Genomic DNA, 17,052 nt, shown 5'->3' with positions numbered 1-17,052 from the left:
GTTATACTACGAGTCGATTAATAAATTAGCCGGTGGAGACCTACCGGTAGAGACTGAAGGAGTCAGAATAATGAAGAAATTTATGGTTGCATTAACTGGCTTGGTAACGGTGGCCACTTTAGGCGCAACGGTACCGGCAACTGGCATCACGGCTAACGCGGCAACGAAGAAGACCACGTCAACTTACGTTAGCCCAAGTTTAAAGGTTAACGCCATTTACAATAACTCGAAGACGATTACGGGGACCGCCACTAAGGGTTCCAAGATTACCGTAAAGAGTACCAAGAATGCGAAGAAGAACCTGGCGACGGCCACGGCTTCCAGCAAGACGGGGAAGTACACCGTTAAGTTGTCCAAGACGTTGAAGAAGGACACAAACGTTTATGTTTACGCCACGAACTCAAAGACTAAGGCCTACTTCTACCGGATCATCCGGGTACAAGCGGCAGCGACTAAGACGGCCACTAAGACCACGAAGAAGACCACCACGACTAAGACGACGGCCAAGAAGACCACGACCGCTAAGAAATCTACGGCAAGCTTCTCCGTGAAGACGCCAACGGGAACTTGGAAGTCGAACACGGCTAACAAGTATTCCCAAGTCCTCACCTTCAGCCAAAAGACTGGGTTTAACCAGACCCTTTACAAGAATGGTAAGAAGGTTAAGACCTTAGTTTCTTACGCGAAGTACAGTGTCGACGCTAAGACGCCAACGTTCTGGAAGATCACTTACACGCCAAAGAACGCCAAGAAGAGTTCCAACTTCTACATGCGTTTCACGTCCGCTAAGAAATTTAAGATTGTTAATGCCAAGAACCAAGTCGTTAAGACCACGGCCGGTGTTGCCCCAGCGGCTAACTGGACGTTCACTAAGAACTAAATCAATGAGTCCTCAGATTATGGGGATGGGCGTCGACTCCACGGAGTCGGCGCTTTTTTTAGTCGTTAATCATTCGATAAACCAGTTAACGATGATGATAATGTTGTAGATGAGCGGTTTACGCCAAATACTATTTAAACTTGTGGTAGACTAAGGTTAGTTTAAAATTATGATTATTTGGAGGCATACATATGCGAGTTAAGTGGGTTAGAGCGGGCCTTTTGAGCCTACTGATGATAATTATCACGTTGCTGAATGTAAGCGCTATTAAACCGGCGCAGGCCAGTACCCTGGCCGCTGGGGAATACACCATTCCGGCAACTTTGGTGCAAACGGATGGCAGCACGCCTTCTACGGCGGCCAAATACTTTGCGAACACCGCGCAAGTCACGGTGACGGGCGACCAAGCTCAGGTTAATCTGGCGATGCAGAACCATGCCGAGATGTTGATCAAGACGGTCACGGTTGCGGGGCAAAGTGCCCTGAACGGCTCGACGTTGGGCTTTAACGTCACGCCGGCAACGGCCAATGTGCCCGTCACGTTTAACCTGCAGATCCCCGGGATGGGCGCCATGACGGAGTCGGCGGTCATCACGCTGGATTGGGCCACCGTCCCGGTCGTCACACCGGCGGATCATGCTACGAGCAGTTCCTCGGCGGCGGTCAGTTCGTCGACCGATAGCACAACGAGTACTACGACCAGTTCCGTAGTCCCAACGGTGTCAGTCACGCCGGGCATGACCACTAAAACTACAACGGCTAAGTCCGTGAAGACGGTGACCAAGCCACGGTTAACGGTGAAGACCGTGACGAATCGCGCCAAAACGGTGACGGGGCTGACCAGTCAAGGGGCCAAAGTCGTGGTCAAGCGCCACGGCACCAAGTTGGGGTCGACCACGGCTAATGCGGCCGGAAAGTACACCGTCAAGCTGGCTAAGACCCAAAAGGCTCAGACTAAACTGACCATCACCACGACCAAGGCCAAGATCAGCACCACTAAGACGGTCACGGTTCAAAAAGCGGCAGTCAAGCAGGCCACTAAGAAAGCGCCAAAGAAGGCGGCCAAGTTTACGGTCAAGACCCCAACGGGAACCTGGAACGCCACCGGCACGAACGGGTACACGCAGGTTTGGACCTTCAGTCAGCAGACCGGGTTGACCCAGAAAGTCTACCAGCACGGTAAACTGGTCAAGACGCGGGTCGCTAACGCCACTTACCACGTGACACCGAAAACCACGACGTTCTGGCGGGTGACCTACGCGCCACGGCACGCCAAGCAGCAGACCATGTATCTCCGGTTTACCACGGCCAAGCGGTTTAAGGTGGTCAACGCCCAAAACCACGTGATTAAGGCGGCCGCAACGCCCGCACCGGCCACGACCTGGACGTTTAACAAACTATAAGCTTTAAGAATTTGGGGGGAATAAACATATGTTGAATAAAAGAGGGTGGGTCTGTCTCGCGGTGAGCCTGCTGGGGTTAATTGGCCTGAGTGGGATGACCGCCCACGCGCAGACCACCACTTTGACGGCGGGGACCTACACCGTTCCAACGACGGTGGTTCAAGACCACGCGGGTCAAGCTACGACCACACCATCGACGGCCGCACAGTATTTTGGCAACCAAGCCACGGTCACGGTAAAGCAGGGGCAGTACCAGATAACGTTACCGGTTAAGCCCGACGCCCAGAAATTATTACAACGCGTTACGGTCGACCAGCAACCAGCGACGTTGACCGCGGGAAAGTTGACGTTTACGGTGCCACAAGCCCAAGCCACGTTACCCGTGACCTTCGACGTGACGGTGCCGGGAATGGGCAAAATGACCACCCAGGCGTGGTTCCAATTCGTCTGGGATCAGGCGGCCACGGCGGCCGTTACGTCCACCAAGACTAAGGCGGCCCAGTCGAGTTCGACGACGGCCACCGATAAAGCAGCGACAACCACGCCCAAACCGACGACGGCCACTAAAAATAGTCGGGCCGTAGCAAAGGTCAAGACGCATCAAAGGGCTACGCCAACAGTTAAGTCCACGCCGGCTACGACACAAGGGTGGACTTACCGGGTCCTCCAGGCCAACGGTCAGTCGGTCTCGGCGGCCAATAAATTTTACACGCACACGGCCGTGATCCACCGGGTGGGCGACCACTATCAGGTCCAACTGGCGGTCAAGTACGCCAAGAACGCGGGGATGACCCAAAGCGGGTTTAGACCCGTGACCACTAACGGTGAACCAGCGCAAAACGTGGTCTATGGGACCAGTGGCAACTATTACACGGTGTCGTACACCTTTGACGTCCCCACGTTGGCCACTTTGAAGCATCAAATCAAGGGCACGGTGCACGTGGTGGTGCCGACTGTGGGCATCAAGCAGACGTTTACGGTCCAATTTAAATTTAGCCACCGGGGTAGCGCGACTACCGGGACCCAAGCCGCCACGGGAACGCCGACCGGGACAGAAACTGCGGTGGCTCATCACACGGCTACCGGGCAACGGCTGCCCCAAACTAACGATCAGCGAGCAACCGGCGCTATGGTATTAGGAATCATTGGTCTCATCAGTGGTGGCTTATTCTGGAAACGGGGGAATTAAGATGCGTAAAGCATGGTTTTTAATGGTCGCCGTCCTGGCGTTGAGTACGCTAGGGTTAACGACTACGGCTCAGGCTAAGTCGGTGTCTTACTCGGCGTTGACCTATGGGACGTCGAAAACTTCGATGGCCAGTAAGTATTTCGTGCGACCGGCTCAGGTAACGGTCAAGAACAGTCAGTATCGCGTGACCATGCACCTCAAGACGGCGAAAACGCTGGGGAAGTATCCGGTCCAGGTGATTAAAGTTAACGGGGGAACGCCGCAAAACGTCCGGAAGGTCCGCGATAAAGCGGGCAACTCGAACGTTTACTACACGTTTACCACTAAGAACCTGAAAAAGAAGATCACTGCTAAATTGTCGATCAACGTGTTGCACGTTTATCAGGCGAAACACGACATTACCTTTAAGTTTAAGGCGTCCCAGTTACCGAAACTCAAGGCTAAAAAGGCCCACATCCGGGCGGTTACGGCCCAAGCGGCTAGTCAGTCGCGTCCGGCAAAAAAAGGGCTAGCACTACTGCTACCATAGCGTCAGCCAGCAGTAGTGAGTCCTCAGCAGCGTCAGCGGCCAGTTCGGCGCAAGCGCCGACCCAGCATCACCCGGCGACGACTTCGTCAACGGAAGCGGCAGCCGCCGCAACTAGTTCGACATCGACGGCCCCAACCACCGACCAGACGCACCAAGAGCTCAAAGACCAGGGGGCTTCAGCGGGAGCCGGAACCAAGTGGCTTTTGGGTGGCGGTATCGTGGGCGTCATCGTCCTGGTTAGTGGCGTGAGTTGGTTTGCTCGGCGACATTAATTGTGATGAGCTTAGGCGTTGAGAAAGTATTTCTCGACGCCTTTTTGGTTGGTCATGATGGAGGAAAAGCAGTTGTGATATGATGATGTTTGGGCTTAAAGGTTTCGGTAGGGTGTGACGTTACTCGGGACAAATCTAATGGCCCTAAAATGGAAAGGGGATTTTAGCAAATGAAGCGGGGAATCAAGTTAATCTTGGTAATAGCCATGTTTTTATTGGCGACGGGCGCGTTAAGTACGACCGTCCAGGCTGGGCGTATTGGGTATTCGTATAGTCGGTTACCCAAGGGGATGCTCGGGAAATGGTACACGTACACGAATTTTGGGTACGGAAAGAAGAAGTTCTACAAGGTGCACATGACCAATAAGAACTTACGCAAGTATAAAAAGCATCGGGTTTACGTCGGTAAAAAGGCCCTAAAAACGGCTAAGTATTGGACGGCCGAAAAAACCAAAAAGATCCACGGTTACCATTGGCTCTGGGTATACGGTTGGCAACAATCCGCCGGGGCTGGGGATTACTATAACCTACATAAGTTTGGGAAACACCAGGTTCTGACCATCGCTGGTGGGGCGGGCGTCTGGGGCAGTACCCACTATTACCGCAGTAAGGCCGTGGCTAAAAAACTGGCGGCTAAACGTTATCCGGGCTTCGTCTACGATAACTAGGCAACCAATGGTGTGATTTATTCGGGGGAGCTAACGCCGTTTAAAAAAGAGGTCATCCGTTCTGAAAATAGAACGGATGACCTCTTTTGCGAGTGGAAACTTAATTCGTGGCAAGTTGGTGTGACGCTGCGGGGTGTTGCTTGGCAACCCGGGGATGGTAGCCAATCAGCCGCATAGCGTTGAAGATTACGACCAGGATGGACGCTTCGTGGACGAACATCCCACTGGCCATGTAGATGTAGCCGTAGACTAAACCAATTAACAGGAAGACCACGGTCAGAATGGCGATGGTGATGTTTTGCTTGGTGTTGGCGGACGTCTTCCGGGCTAACCCCACCGCGTGATTTAAGGCGGTGAAGCTGGACTGCATCAGCACCACGTCGGCGGTTTCGATGGCCACGTCGGTCCCGCCACCCATGGCAATCCCAATGTTGGCAGTGGCTAACGAGGGGCTGTCGTTGATCCCGTCGCCCACGAAGGCCACGTGACGGCCTTGGTCTTGAAATTTCTTAACGAAGGTCACTTTGTCGGCCGGCAAGAGGTCGGCGTGAACTTCGTCGATGGCTAACGAGGCGGCCACGGCATCGGCGGTGGCTTGGTTATCCCCGGTCAACATGACCAGATGCTTGATGCCTTGGCGTTTCAAGGCGGCCAGAGCGGCCGGAACTTCTGGACGAATCTGGTCGGCAACCCCTAAGATGTAGACCAGTTGCCCCTGGTAACCCACTAAGACCGTGGATTGACCGTCGTCTTGCATGGTGTGCAGGTCTTTTAATTGGGCAGCGGTCAACGAAATGTCGTTTTCGGTCAGTAACTTGGCGTTGCCGACGTAGAGGGGCGCACCCTGCCAGGTCCCAATCATCCCGCGACCCTTGACAGTTTCGGTGGTCATGTCGGCGGTGGATTCGGTCAGGTGGGCGTTGAGGTGTTGGACGATGGCCTGGGCCAACGGGTGGTCGGAGGTCTGTTCGACTTGGGCGACCCCGGCTAATAAGGCACGGTCGGTGGTGTAGCTTTGGGTGGCTGTGACGGTCATTTTACCGGTAGTTAAGGTCCCGGTCTTATCGAAGACTAGCGTGTCGACTTTAGCCAGGCTGTCGACCACGTCGCCCCCCTTGATCAGAATGCCGTGCTTGGCACCGTTCCCGATGCCGGCAACGTTGGAGACGGGGGCCCCGATGACCAGAGCTCCGGGGCAACCTAGGACCAACACCGTGATAGCTAACCGCAGATCACGGGAGAAGAGAAAGACCAGAATGGCAATGACTAGAACGGCGGGCGTGTAGTATTGCGCAAATTTGTCGATAAACTTTTCGGCGGGCGACTTGGTGTCTTGTGCTTCTTCGACCAGTTCGATGATCTTAGCGAAGGTGGTCTCGTCACCGACCTGGGTGGCGGTAATCTGGACCGTGCCACTTTCGACGATGGCCCCGGAGAACACGGTGTCGCCGGTTTGCTTATTAATTGGGCGCGACTCACCGGTAATGGAGGCCTCGTTGACGTAACCGGACCCGCTGGTGACCGTTCCGTCAACGGGAACTTGCCCCCCGGCCTTGACGATGACCACGTCGCCTTCGTCGAGATCGTCGACGTCGACTTCGCTGGTGGTGCCGTTAGCGGCCAACAGGGTGGCGGTGGTCGGGGCCATGTCGGTCAGCGACTTGATAGCGCCCCGGGTCTTGGCCAGGGTCTTTTGTTCCAGGTAGGATCCGAAGAGAAAGAGGAAGGTCACGATGGCGGATTCCTCGAACTCGCCGATGGCAAACGCGCCGATAACGGCGATGCTGACCAAAAGTTCGATACTGAAGACCTTGGCCTTTAACGCGCTGATGGCCCGTAAGACGATGGGGGCCGCGGCAATCACGGATGCAATGATCCAGGCGGTAGCGGTCACGGCGCTGAGGTGGACGAACCAGGTGTTAAGAAACCCGAGAATGATGAGGCCGGCCGACCAGAAGGTGATTGGGGTGGTGTGCTGATAAATATAACGTTGAACTGTCATGTCAATCGTTCCTTTCTAACGTGGGGATTGAGTAAATTAGCGATTTCCTTAATTGATGAGTTCATTATGCGCGGGAAATAATCCCTTTAACTTGATGTAAATCAAGTAAGCAAGAAAAGTTGTGAGTTTCTGTTAACGAAGAAAAACATTCATCATTAAGTCAGCAGCTAACAATCAAAAAACGTCCCAACTTCCATTGCGGAAATTGGGACGTTTTTTTGACTAGGCCCAGCTCGCAGTCTCGGCCTTGAAGGCGTTAATCTTCGTCATCATCGTCTTCTTCGTCCAGCCCGTCGCGAGCATCGTTGCCCAAGACGGCTTGCAGTTCGCGGATGATGTGGTTGTTGGTTCCCCGTAGGCTGATCAGGAAAGCGGCTAATGCTGGCCGTTCTTCGTTTTCAGCTAACTTGATGGCTCGGTCGATGAAGAGGTTGTGGGTGTCGGCGTCGTGGACCAGCTCACTGACTTGGTCTTCGGCACTGAGGTACTTCTTGGCGCCACTTTCGTTTAACATGTTGTAGTCGTGAAACTCTTGGGTGGTGGTCGAGACGATTTCGCCTTCGTCCAAGAGCAGTTCACCTAACGCGTCGAATTGTTGACGGTAAGTGGCGATGTAGGTGTTCAGTAACGTACGGACACTCAGGGCTAACGGGCCCTTAATCGACCACTGAACTTGGTGGAACTTCACGATGGAGATGTGCAGGTTGGCCAGGATGTGGTTGGTCATGGCGCCGGCCGTTGGGACGTGGTGGTCGTGGTCGGTTTGGGCTTGTTCGGCAGCGTAACGGTCTTCAATCGATGTGGTCATGGGAAACTTCCTTTCTAAATTAGAGGGCTTTAACTTTAGAACTCTTCACTTCGTAGCCAAGGTCGGTGACCACGTTGGCCAGGTCATCGGCGGAGGTTTGACTGTCGTCAAATTCGGCTTTGATCTTGCTGGCGTTAAACAGGACTTTGACGTTTTGGACGCCGGTTTGGTGGTTCAGGGCGCCTTCGATCTTGGTCATGCAAGATGGGCACGTCAGATCGCCTAATTTCATGGTTACTTTATTCATATTGAATTCCTCCTGTCTTGATAACAAAACCTAGTATACGGGCAGGGCATCGAAGAAAACTTGACTCAAATCAAGTTAGCCTCAAAAAGTTTAAAAATTTTCGGTGTTCTAAATTTTATGCAGAAAATTAATAAATGAATGGTTTCCAATAAACATGCAGTTCTCTGTAACCTGATCGATGAGTTTTCCGAAACGGGGTGCGACCGGGTATGCACCCGCATTAATATTCCCGCTAAGCTAATCAGGGGGTCGGGGGGATTGTTGGGGTTAGGTGTTTTAGTTTAGCGCGAGATATGCGACAATGAGCCATGGAATCAAAGAATAAGCGAGGGAAATATAAATGTGGAAAACCAAGCAAGAAGTCAGTTTGTTGGGGATCCTGGCTGCGACCTTACTGTTAAACGCCGCGGCGGCCTGTATGTGGCCGTTGACCACGGTGTATATGCATAATCAATTGCATCAAAGTTTGACGTTAGCCGGCATCGCCCTATTGGGGATGTCGTTGTGTATGATTTTAGGCAACTGGCTGGGGGGCTGGTTGTTCGACCACTGGTCACCGTTCAAGTCGGCCTTGATTGGGACGATGTGTTCGTTTATCCCGATGGTCACGTTGATCTTCTTTCATGGCTGGCCGGTCTTTGGCATCTTATTACTCTTTATCGGCCTAGGCGACGGGATCGTGATGACCGTGGTCAATTCGTTTGCGGCTAACGTGAAGAGTATTGCTAGCCGCAAAGTCTTCAACTACCTCTATATCGGGATGAACCTGGGGGTCGTGATTGGGACCCTCACGGTGGGGTACCTGATGGATCACGGGGTGGTGCTGGTCTTTATCGTGGCAAGTCTTTTCTACTTAGTGTTATTGGTAATTCTGCTGGCCGACTTCAACGTGCAACTGACCAAGTCGGCGCATACGCGCGAACAGGGGCCCGTCAAGCCTGCGCACATCAAGCTGATTTGGCTAATTGCGGCGATGGTGTTCTGCCTGTACCTGAGTTATACCTTGTGGGAAAGTGTCATTTCGGTCCACATGGTCAACCTGGGAATTTCGTTTGAAAAGTACAGTCTGCTGTGGACGTTAAACGGGTTGATGATCGTCTTCGGCCAACCATTGGCGAACCGGATTGGGGCTAACTTTAAAATGAGTCACCAGATTTTCGCGGGGACGTTGGTCTTTATCCTGTCATTTCTGTTGTTGGTCTTCGATCGAACCTACACCATGTTCGTGGTCACGATGGTAATCCTAACGTTGGGGGAAATGACCGGGTTCCCGGGAATGCCGGCGTGGATCGATAGCCTGGCCGGGGATAACGACAAAGGGAAATTCCAGGGGATTTATAACATGGCGATTTCTTTCGGTCGGGCCATTGGACCCTTGTACGGGGGATTGTTGATCGAATACAGCAGTTATCAGATGCTTTTCTGGTCGGTCACCATTTTGATGCTGATCTCGTTAGGCGCGGTAATGCTGCACAACCGGCAGATTCAGCGGCGACGGATTAAACAGAATTAGAAATTATTTTTATGAAGGGCTCTTGAACTGAAATTGGTTCAGGGGCTTTTTAGATTTCCCGTTTATGGCAAAATACTACTAATTTAATTGAGTATCGACCCGAAAAATGCCTATAATTAAGCCAATAAAACAGGAATGGAGGCGGTTGCACATGGCATATTCAATGAAAGATATTGCCAAAGAGGCCAAGGTATCATTGACGGCAGTTTCTTTAGTGTTGAATGACAAAGACACGCGAGTTTCTGAAAGTAAGAAGGCAGAAATCAAAAGAATTGCTAAGCAAATGAATTATCGACCAAATTCGGCAGCAGTTTCATTAAGTAAGAATGTCAGTTATAACGTTGCTTTGATTGTTCCGGATATTACTAATCCGTTTTTTGCTCGAATTGTACGTGAAATTACAACTTTCTTGAACACGAAGGGGTATGGAACACTCTTAGTGGATAGCGATAATTCTTATAAAAATGAAAAATCGGCTTTGCAGAATTTAATCTCTCGCGGCGTAGACGGGGTTTTATTGGTTCCGTCGAACGAAATTTTTTCGGAGAATCAAACAGAGGTCACAAAACTGCTACAAAATCTGGCTAAACCGTTAGTCTTATTGAACGCTTATACCACTCGTAAGGTTAGCTATGTCAATTTTGATAACGTAAAGGGGGCTGAGATGGCTACCCAAGAGCTTATTAATTATGGTCATAGACAAATTGCGTTTATTCGGGGAGAAAATAACTTCGTAAATGCTCTTGAACGGTATGAAGGGTATGAAAATGTTCTTAAGAAAAATCAAATCACGTTAAATCAAAACTTAGTTTTTAGGGGAGATTACAGCATGGAGAGCGGATATCGCTTAGCTCCCGATATTTTGAAGAATCGACAGATTACTGCAATTGTAAGTTCAAACGATTTAATGCTTTTTGGGGTAATTAAGTGGGCTAAGGAACATCAGATTCCAATTTTTAAACGTTTGTCAATGATTGGATTTGATAACACACCATATACTGAAATTCTGGAAGTTCCATTAACCACAATTGATCAGGATACGGAAAAAATGGCGACGGATGCTAGTGAATTGTTATTGAAAATGATTCAAACTAAGCAAAAAATTGTAAAGAAAATTATTATTGATCCAATTTTAATTCGACGCCAATCAGTTTGGAAACGATAGTGATTAGTCGCTTTCATAAAAGATTTGAAAAAATGTAAAAAAATACAGGTTTAAACTTCTAAGGGTGAGCCTTGACTTTCGGAATAACCATGATAAACTGGGCTTGAAAATGATAACGCTTCCAGGCGTTTTTATTTTTAACTTTTGATAAAGCGCTTTACCAAATCAACGACAATATTTAAACCCTCTGTGCGCACAGAGGATTAGGTATTAAAAAGAGAATAATTAGGAGTGTTCAAAATGGCTAAAATTCTTTTGGCAGGCGAATCATGGATTTCAACAACGACAGAATATAAAGGATATGACTCCTTCACGAGTACTAAGTTAGAAATTGGTTGTACGAAACTACTGGCGGACTTACGGCAATTAGGTCATGAAGTGACGCACTTACAGGCCCACGATGTTCCAGAACATTTCCCGTGGACTAAGGCTGAATTGAATCAATACGATGTCGTTATCTTATCAGACATAGGTTCTAATTCGCTTACGCTTGCAAATCAAGTTTTTGCGGAAGGTCGACCGACTGTTAATCGGATGGAGCTACTTAAACAGTGGGTGTTAGATGGTGGCTCCTTAATGATGGCAGGCGGATACCTATCGTTTGGCGGATTTGAAGGTAAAGCGCATTATCATAATACGCCGATTGAAGACATTCTCCCTGTCAAAATTTCAGCATCTGATGATCGATTTGAAGCGCCGCAAGGTTTAGCTCCACAAGAGGTTCAAGACAATCCTATTAGTGAGGGATTAGGGACATTTCCAAGTCTATTAGGCTATCAACAAGTTACAGTTAAACCAGAGGGAACTATGTTGATGACTATTAACGATGATCCATTACTGGTTACGGGAAAGGCGGGGCAAGGACGGACGCTGGCTTATATGACGGATATTGCGCCTCATTGGGCTTCTCAAGACTTTATGGCTTGGCAATATTATGGTGAATTTTTCTCACGGTGCTCAACCTGGTTAGCTCAAGATTAAGTCATGTTTGGATGATAGTGGTTAATGATGCGTTTTGATAGAAATGGAGAGAGTATTATGAATGAATCGGAAACGAATCACAAAACCGAGAAAACGGTTGTTGTACCTTTACTATTAATTGCGACAATCTTAGCCGGAATGTTATCCCCGATGCAGTCAGCTGTAAATGGGCAAGTGGGTAAGCAACTTGGCGATGGGAATGCTTCAGCAGTTGTTTCATTCGGATCAGGTTTAGTGGTTATGGCAATTATTATTTTAGCTCGTCGCTCAACACGGAAACAATTCGCCTCAATTCCACATAAGATTTCAAAACGTTCAATTCCTTGGTGGAACTGGTTAGCTGGTTGCTGTGGTGCGATGGTTGTCTTTTCAGAAGGTGCTTCAGCATCGGTATTGGGAGTTGCAACTTTTCAAACAACTTTGATTTCAGGGATGGTTATTTCTGGATTAGTCTGTGACCGTTTGGGAATTGGTGTGGCAGTTAAGCAGCCTTTCAACTTACCTCGTATTTTGGGGGCGATTTTAGCAATTGCTGCCACGGTACTCGTTGTACTACCGAGCTGGCAGGCACCTAAGGTTATTGCGTTAGCAATTTTACCATTTTTAGCAGGATTGCTAGCTGGTTGGCAACCTGCAGGTAACTCTGCGGTAGCCCAAGAAACAGGTTCGATGTTAGTTTCGATTACTTGGAACTTTATTGTTGGATTTAGCATTTTAGGATTAGCCCTCTTAGTACGAGTTTTGATGGGACAGGTTACATTTAGTCTTCCTGGAACTTGGTGGATGTATCTCGGCGGCCCATTAGGATTATTATCAATTGCGTTAATGGCTTTATTGGTTCGAGGGCTAGGCCTTCTGTTATTAGGGTTAGCTTCTACGGCGGGACAATTAATTGGTTCAGTTTTGATTGATTGGTTAATCCCAGCGTTAGGTAATCAAGTCTACATGGTCACTATCTTGGGTGCGGTAGTTGCACTAATTGGAGCGGGCATTGCGATGATTCCGTCCGCTGGAAAACATGTTGCGTTAGATGACCTAGAAGGAAACAATTAACCAGATTGGAGGAATTAGGATGTGCACAGGAATTGAGTTGATTAGTCAACAAGGGCATCCATTTTGGGGTAGAACTCAAGACTTTGAGCAACACTTCGAATACTCTGGAGTTAAGGTCCCACGGGGATATCAGTTTACAGCGACATTTACACCGTTTACTGCTGAAAGAAGCGTTATGGGAATCGCGTGGGCCAAGGATTTACATCATTCGCCGGTAATCCTAGACGGAATTAATGATTACGGGATTTGTGGCGGATCATTTTACTTCGATCACTTCTTCAATTACGCATCGACTAAAACTATTGAAGCGGCAGGAAAAGTAGCAATTCGTGGTGAAGAACTGTGTACTTGGATTTTGACACATTATCGTAGCCTGGATGAGATTAAACAACGGCTTAAGAACGATGTGGGAATTACGAATGAAACGGGTCCCATGATGGGAATGTCAGTTCCACAGCACTGCGTTTTTCAGGATGAAACGGGACGTTCTATTGTGATTGAACCGTCCGTTGAGAATGGATTTAAAATTTTTGAAAATCCTGTGGGTGTGTTCACGAATGCCCCAACGTTTGACTGGCATCTAACCCAATTAAAAACCTGGTTGGAACGTACAACTAAGCGGACTTACACATACGACGTTGCTGAAAAGATTGATCAAATTGGACTTGACGAAGCAACTAGTGGGCTAGTTGGTATTCCGGCCGACTATAAGCCAGAATCACGTTTTCTACGAGCAGCATACGCAAAGCTGTTATCAATCAAGGTAAATGATGATGAGGCGATGAATCAGATTTTTCAATTGCTGACAACGGTTAATACTCCTAAAGGAGCTTTAAGAATTGATCAACCTGAGACACCAGTCGCGTGGACACAGTATACGGCAGGGTATGATATTCAAAATAAAGTGTTATATGCATTTACGTATGACAACCGGAATTTACGTTCACTAGAGTATGGAGACCCAGATGAGTGGGGAACAGAACTCCGTTACTTTAGCTTTATTTCCAAGCAAACGGTGACGCCATTTGTTGAAAAAGAGCAGTGGCATGAGGGTGAAAATACGATCTGAAGTGTGGAAGTTTTTAAATGTAAGATAGATTAAACTAAAGGACCGCCCTGGTAGTTTTCTAGGGCGGTCCTTTGATTTAACAGTTGCTAATGGGTGACTAAATTATTCTTGTAAAAATCCCTGTTGCTGCAACGCCGCTAGAATCCCAGCCCGTTGTTGCGGGTCGCGACTTAGTTCGGTCGCGAGGTGGTGGGTGAAGGTTTCTTCCCGTTGGTTGGTGGTCCGTTGTTGATAGTAGCGTTTCAGTAACGCATCGTAAGCCACCACCTGGGGATCGGCCGCCGTGACGGGGTGGTAGGTGTTTTCAAAATGCATCAGCTTTTGGGGCAAGCGGGGCTTGTGTTCCGGCTGTTCGGCCGGGTGTCCGATGGCCAGCCCCAAGACGGGGAAGGTCAGTTCCGGTAATTCGAACAATTGGATCAGACGAGGCACGTCGTTTAAGATGCTGCCCATGATGGTGCTCCCCAAGCCCAGACTTTCGCCTGCCGTGACCACGGCTTCCGTGGCAATCGTGGCGTCGAAAATACCGGCCAACAACTTGTCCGTACTGTGAAGATTGGTCGCCGTCGTAATCGTTTTGGGCGCCAATTCCTGGTTCCGGTACTGGTCGACCAGAAAGATGAAGTAGTGACCGGCTTGTTCTAGCCAGTGGTGGCCGGTGAGGTCGCCTAATGCGGCCAACTTGGCGGGATCGGTGACGCTTAGAATGCTGTATTGTTGGGAAAAGGTGCTGGTCGGTGCGTGTTGGGCGGCCGTGACCAACGTCGTGATTTCTTCGGGGGTCAGTTTTTGGTCGGTGAACCGGCGAATGCTGCGGTGGGCCAGTAACGTGGCCAAAGTGGGGTTAGTCATCGGTGACCACTTCCTTCATCCGGGTCACCAGGGCCTGGTAGACGCGTTTTTCGTCGGCCGGAACCCCGCGCAATTCGTAGTTGGCAACAAATGGCGCGTCGAACTTCTTAGCGTAGCGTTTGGCGGTTAGGCAGTACTGTTCGTTAAAGTTCCGGTTGCCGCTGCCCACGACGCCGACTAGGTGCTGGGCGTTGGCTCCGAAGTCGATGTACTCCCCTAAAACGTTGGTCATCAGTTCCTTAACGCCGTTGTCGATGCCATTGCCGCCGTTGAGGTAGGTCGGCACGAAACAAAAGTACGGGGTGGTTTCGGGCGTGAAGTCGCTAGCGTCGCTGATTTCGGTGGCTTCGATGGTCGGCAGGTCCGCGTTGGCCTCGTGCTGAGCCAAAGCGTAAGCTGTCAGGTGTTCCACGAAGTTGCGGGTGTTGCCCTCAATCGAAATAAATAAAATCCGTAGTGGTTGCATGTGAATTCCTCCGGTCGTTAGTTTAGTTCTAGTGTACTCGGATTCGGGGGAAAATGTGCGGCGGATTTTGACCGGACTTGCCAGGTGAAAATGACTATGGTATCCTGTAAGCATTCTAAGAAAGAACGAGGTATTGCCGCCGATGCGTAACTAAGTAGACTCGATTGTTAGACTCCTGTGCCACCCGTCAAGGGGCGCAGTGGGTTCTCAATGGGGACTGCTCGTTACGCCGGCTGGGGTACTCAAGGACCATCAGTGGGCGCCGTTTTCGTCAGGAAAACGCGGTCACTTTTTTTGTGCTCGAGACTTGACCAGCAGTCGCCACACGCTTAAAGGGGGACGACTTTTTGACACAACTTTATTTAAATCACATCACCAAATTAATTGCGGGCCAACCGCTTTTTACGACAGACCAACTGACCGCCCAGACCGGCGACCGGGTCGGCATCGTGGGCGCTAACGGGGCGGGGAAGACCACCCTGGCCAAGATCATTACCGGTACCGACCGCGACTTTACCGGCCAACGGCAACTTAACGCGCCCGTCGTGCGGGTGCCCCAGATTGCGCCCACTCAAGGCCAATCCGGTGGACAAAGCATGTTGGCCCGGGTTCGTCAGGCGTTGGCACAACGGCCGGAGATCTTGATTCTCGACGAACCGTCCGCCAACCTAGATGATCGTCACCAGGCCTGGTTAAGTCAGGCGTTAGGCCACTTCGACGGCTTACTATTACTCATTTCTCACGACCGGGACCTGCTCCAACGCGTGGCCACCAAGCTTTGGGTGGTCGATCAGGGGTGCTTTACTCAGTATAATGGGACGTTTGCCGCCTACCAGACGGCCAAACAACAGCGGGATGCTAACGAAATGACTCAGTATCAGAATCAACAAAACGACCGTCGGAAGCTGCAACTCGCGGCGCAAAAGAAGCGTGAAAAGGCCCACCGGGTGCGTAAGGGAAACCGCAAGATGAGTGCCGCCGAACGGTCAAATTCCCGGACGTTGCGTGAACAAAACGCCGGGCGGCTGGAACGTAACGCCCACGACCTCGCCGAACGGGCGGCCCAGCAAGTCACGACCACCAAACCCCACACGACCGCGGGAATCAAGCTGGTGGCGACTGACCTACCGCCGGTCACGGGAAAGTACCTAGTTAACGTGACCGACCTGACCCTCAAGCGGGGCAAACATCAATTGCTGACTAGGGCGTCGCTGCGCATTCGCCCCGGTGAACGGGTAGCCCTGACCGGACCTAACGGCAGTGGTAAATCGACATTGCTAGACGCCTTACTGGCCCATCACGCGCAGACCCATCTGGCGGCTAGCGCCCGGATTGGGTATTTCTACCAGGATATGACCGCCTTACCCGCCGATCAGACCGTCTGGCAAGTGATGAGTCGGGCGACTACGCTGGATGCCGATCGAACCCGCCAGGTGATGGGGGCCTTTGGCTTAGACGCTAAATTCTACGACCGGCTGGTGGGCGATCTAAGTGGCGGTGAGCAGGTGAAACTTCAGCTGTTGAGCATTCTGGTCAGCGCCAGTAATCTACTGTTATTAGACGAGCCGACCAACTACCTGGATTTACCGGCCTTACAAGCCTTAGCCGATTATCTAGTGGGGTATCCGGGAACGGTCCTGTTCGTGGCCCACGACCAGACCTTTCGCCAACAAGTCGCGACCCGGACGGTTCAATTGACCGACCACCAACTAGTGGATCCTCAACGGACGGCCCAGGGCGTTCCGGCCAGTGACCTGCCACGGTTGCGGTTCGAGTACGATCGGTTGATGCTGGACCCCACCGCTGACACCGCTAAAATTCGCGCGTTACGGGAAAAAATCGCCGTTATTCAGCGTGAAAACGGTTAACTTTAACTTTTTATAAAAAAACACTTACGAGGGAAATTTTTTTCTGGTAGAGTAATCCATTGTGTTGAAATGAAAGTGAGTGTGAAA

General features: G+C 50.4%; 16 protein-coding genes. 11 read left to right on the top strand and 5 right to left on the bottom strand.

The window, feature by feature from the left end; translation table 11 throughout:
- Positions 1–70 precede the first annotated feature (70 nt).
- From FD25_RS11545 to FD25_RS11525, 5 genes are all read left to right on the top strand, one after another.
- A complete protein-coding gene (locus FD25_RS11545; RefSeq protein ID WP_057804441.1) occupies positions 71–880 on the top strand; it encodes an Ig-like domain-containing protein in 810 nt (269 codons plus the stop codon).
- A gap of 191 nt (positions 881–1,071) precedes the next feature.
- Positions 1,072–2,283: an Ig-like domain-containing protein gene (locus FD25_RS11540; RefSeq protein ID WP_057804440.1), complete on the top strand. Its 1,212-nt coding sequence runs from the start codon at positions 1,072–1,074 to the stop codon at positions 2,281–2,283.
- A 28-nt stretch (positions 2,284–2,311) separates the two neighbouring features.
- Entirely contained in the window at positions 2,312–3,472 is a 1,161-nt protein-coding gene (locus tag FD25_RS11535; protein WP_057804439.1) for an NEAT domain-containing protein, read from the top strand.
- Position 3,473: 1 nt separating this feature from the next.
- Entirely contained in the window at positions 3,474–4,001 is a 528-nt protein-coding gene (locus FD25_RS11530) for an NEAT domain-containing protein (RefSeq protein WP_057804438.1), read from the top strand.
- 442 nt (positions 4,002–4,443) lie between these two features.
- On the top strand, positions 4,444–4,941 hold the full coding sequence (locus FD25_RS11525) for a hypothetical protein (protein ID WP_057804437.1): 498 nt from the start codon (positions 4,444–4,446) through the stop codon (positions 4,939–4,941).
- 100 nt (positions 4,942–5,041) lie between these two features.
- On the opposite strand, the gene FD25_RS11520 is transcribed toward FD25_RS11525, so the two are convergent.
- The 3 genes from FD25_RS11520 to FD25_RS11510 form a co-directional block, all read right to left on the bottom strand.
- Positions 5,042–6,943 (bottom strand): heavy metal translocating P-type ATPase, encoded by a 1,902-nt coding sequence (locus FD25_RS11520; protein ID WP_057804436.1) that lies wholly within the window; start codon positions 6,941–6,943, stop codon positions 5,042–5,044.
- A gap of 256 nt (positions 6,944–7,199) precedes the next feature.
- On the bottom strand, positions 7,200–7,751 hold the full coding sequence (locus tag FD25_RS11515; protein ID WP_057804435.1) for a ferritin-like domain-containing protein: 552 nt from the start codon (positions 7,749–7,751) through the stop codon (positions 7,200–7,202).
- A 19-nt stretch (positions 7,752–7,770) separates the two neighbouring features.
- Positions 7,771–7,998, bottom strand: coding sequence for a heavy-metal-associated domain-containing protein (locus FD25_RS11510; protein ID WP_057804434.1), 228 nt, complete (start codon positions 7,996–7,998; stop codon positions 7,771–7,773).
- Between the two features lie 340 nt (positions 7,999–8,338).
- Between FD25_RS11510 and FD25_RS11505 the strand changes: the two genes are divergently transcribed.
- The 5 genes from FD25_RS11505 (at position 8,339) to FD25_RS11485 (ending at position 13,779) form a co-directional block, all read left to right on the top strand.
- Positions 8,339–9,511, top strand: a complete 1,173-nt coding sequence (locus FD25_RS11505; RefSeq protein ID WP_057804433.1) for an MDR family MFS transporter — start codon at positions 8,339–8,341, stop codon at positions 9,509–9,511.
- A 151-nt stretch (positions 9,512–9,662) separates the two neighbouring features.
- Positions 9,663–10,676 (top strand): LacI family DNA-binding transcriptional regulator, encoded by a 1,014-nt coding sequence (locus FD25_RS11500; protein WP_057804432.1) that lies wholly within the window; start codon positions 9,663–9,665, stop codon positions 10,674–10,676.
- A 240-nt stretch (positions 10,677–10,916) separates the two neighbouring features.
- Complete coding sequence (locus FD25_RS11495; protein WP_057804431.1) at positions 10,917–11,657, top strand: glutamine amidotransferase; 741 nt, start codon at positions 10,917–10,919, stop codon at positions 11,655–11,657.
- A 57-nt stretch (positions 11,658–11,714) separates the two neighbouring features.
- Complete coding sequence (locus tag FD25_RS11490; protein WP_057804430.1) at positions 11,715–12,710, top strand: DMT family transporter; 996 nt, start codon at positions 11,715–11,717, stop codon at positions 12,708–12,710.
- A 19-nt stretch (positions 12,711–12,729) separates the two neighbouring features.
- Positions 12,730–13,779: a linear amide C-N hydrolase gene (locus FD25_RS11485; protein ID WP_057804428.1), complete on the top strand. Its 1,050-nt coding sequence runs from the start codon at positions 12,730–12,732 to the stop codon at positions 13,777–13,779.
- A 102-nt stretch (positions 13,780–13,881) separates the two neighbouring features.
- Here the strand turns inward: FD25_RS11485 and FD25_RS11480 are convergent, their stop codons facing one another.
- Entirely contained in the window at positions 13,882–14,631 is a 750-nt protein-coding gene (locus tag FD25_RS11480) for an NADPH-dependent oxidoreductase (protein WP_057804426.1), read from the bottom strand.
- Positions 14,624–15,097, bottom strand: coding sequence for a class Ib ribonucleoside-diphosphate reductase assembly flavoprotein NrdI (gene nrdI, locus FD25_RS11475; protein WP_057804424.1), 474 nt, complete (start codon positions 15,095–15,097; stop codon positions 14,624–14,626). The genes FD25_RS11480 and nrdI overlap by 8 nt, the downstream gene beginning before the upstream one ends.
- A gap of 347 nt (positions 15,098–15,444) precedes the next feature.
- Between nrdI and FD25_RS11470 the strand changes: the two genes are divergently transcribed.
- Positions 15,445–16,965: an ABC-F family ATP-binding cassette domain-containing protein gene (locus FD25_RS11470; protein ID WP_057804422.1), complete on the top strand. Its 1,521-nt coding sequence runs from the start codon at positions 15,445–15,447 to the stop codon at positions 16,963–16,965.
- Positions 16,966–17,052 lie beyond the last annotated feature (87 nt).

The organism is Levilactobacillus acidifarinae DSM 19394 = JCM 15949 (genome assembly GCF_001434835.1).
In the GTDB taxonomy this organism is placed as follows: domain Bacteria; phylum Bacillota; class Bacilli; order Lactobacillales; family Lactobacillaceae; genus Levilactobacillus; species Levilactobacillus acidifarinae.
Note: the sequence above shows the minus strand (reverse complement) of the source record. Positions and strands in the feature narration are given on the sequence as shown.

Coding starts and splice junctions, on each gene's coding strand:
- FD25_RS11545 (WP_057804441.1), top strand. CDS start 71: ATGAAGAAATTTATGGTTGCATTAACTGGCTTGGTAACGGTGGCCACT.
- FD25_RS11540 (WP_057804440.1), top strand. CDS start 1,072: ATGCGAGTTAAGTGGGTTAGAGCGGGCCTTTTGAGCCTACTGATGATA.
- FD25_RS11535 (WP_057804439.1), top strand. CDS start 2,312: ATGTTGAATAAAAGAGGGTGGGTCTGTCTCGCGGTGAGCCTGCTGGGG.
- FD25_RS11530 (WP_057804438.1), top strand. CDS start 3,474: ATGCGTAAAGCATGGTTTTTAATGGTCGCCGTCCTGGCGTTGAGTACG.
- FD25_RS11525 (WP_057804437.1), top strand. CDS start 4,444: ATGAAGCGGGGAATCAAGTTAATCTTGGTAATAGCCATGTTTTTATTG.
- FD25_RS11520 (WP_057804436.1), bottom strand. CDS start 6,943: ATGACAGTTCAACGTTATATTTATCAGCACACCACCCCAATCACCTTC.
- FD25_RS11515 (WP_057804435.1), bottom strand. CDS start 7,751: ATGACCACATCGATTGAAGACCGTTACGCTGCCGAACAAGCCCAAACC.
- FD25_RS11510 (WP_057804434.1), bottom strand. CDS start 7,998: ATGAATAAAGTAACCATGAAATTAGGCGATCTGACGTGCCCATCTTGC.
- FD25_RS11505 (WP_057804433.1), top strand. CDS start 8,339: ATGTGGAAAACCAAGCAAGAAGTCAGTTTGTTGGGGATCCTGGCTGCG.
- FD25_RS11500 (WP_057804432.1), top strand. CDS start 9,663: ATGGCATATTCAATGAAAGATATTGCCAAAGAGGCCAAGGTATCATTG.
- FD25_RS11495 (WP_057804431.1), top strand. CDS start 10,917: ATGGCTAAAATTCTTTTGGCAGGCGAATCATGGATTTCAACAACGACA.
- FD25_RS11490 (WP_057804430.1), top strand. CDS start 11,715: ATGAATGAATCGGAAACGAATCACAAAACCGAGAAAACGGTTGTTGTA.
- FD25_RS11485 (WP_057804428.1), top strand. CDS start 12,730: ATGTGCACAGGAATTGAGTTGATTAGTCAACAAGGGCATCCATTTTGG.
- FD25_RS11480 (WP_057804426.1), bottom strand. CDS start 14,631: ATGACTAACCCCACTTTGGCCACGTTACTGGCCCACCGCAGCATTCGC.
- nrdI (WP_057804424.1), bottom strand. CDS start 15,097: ATGCAACCACTACGGATTTTATTTATTTCGATTGAGGGCAACACCCGC.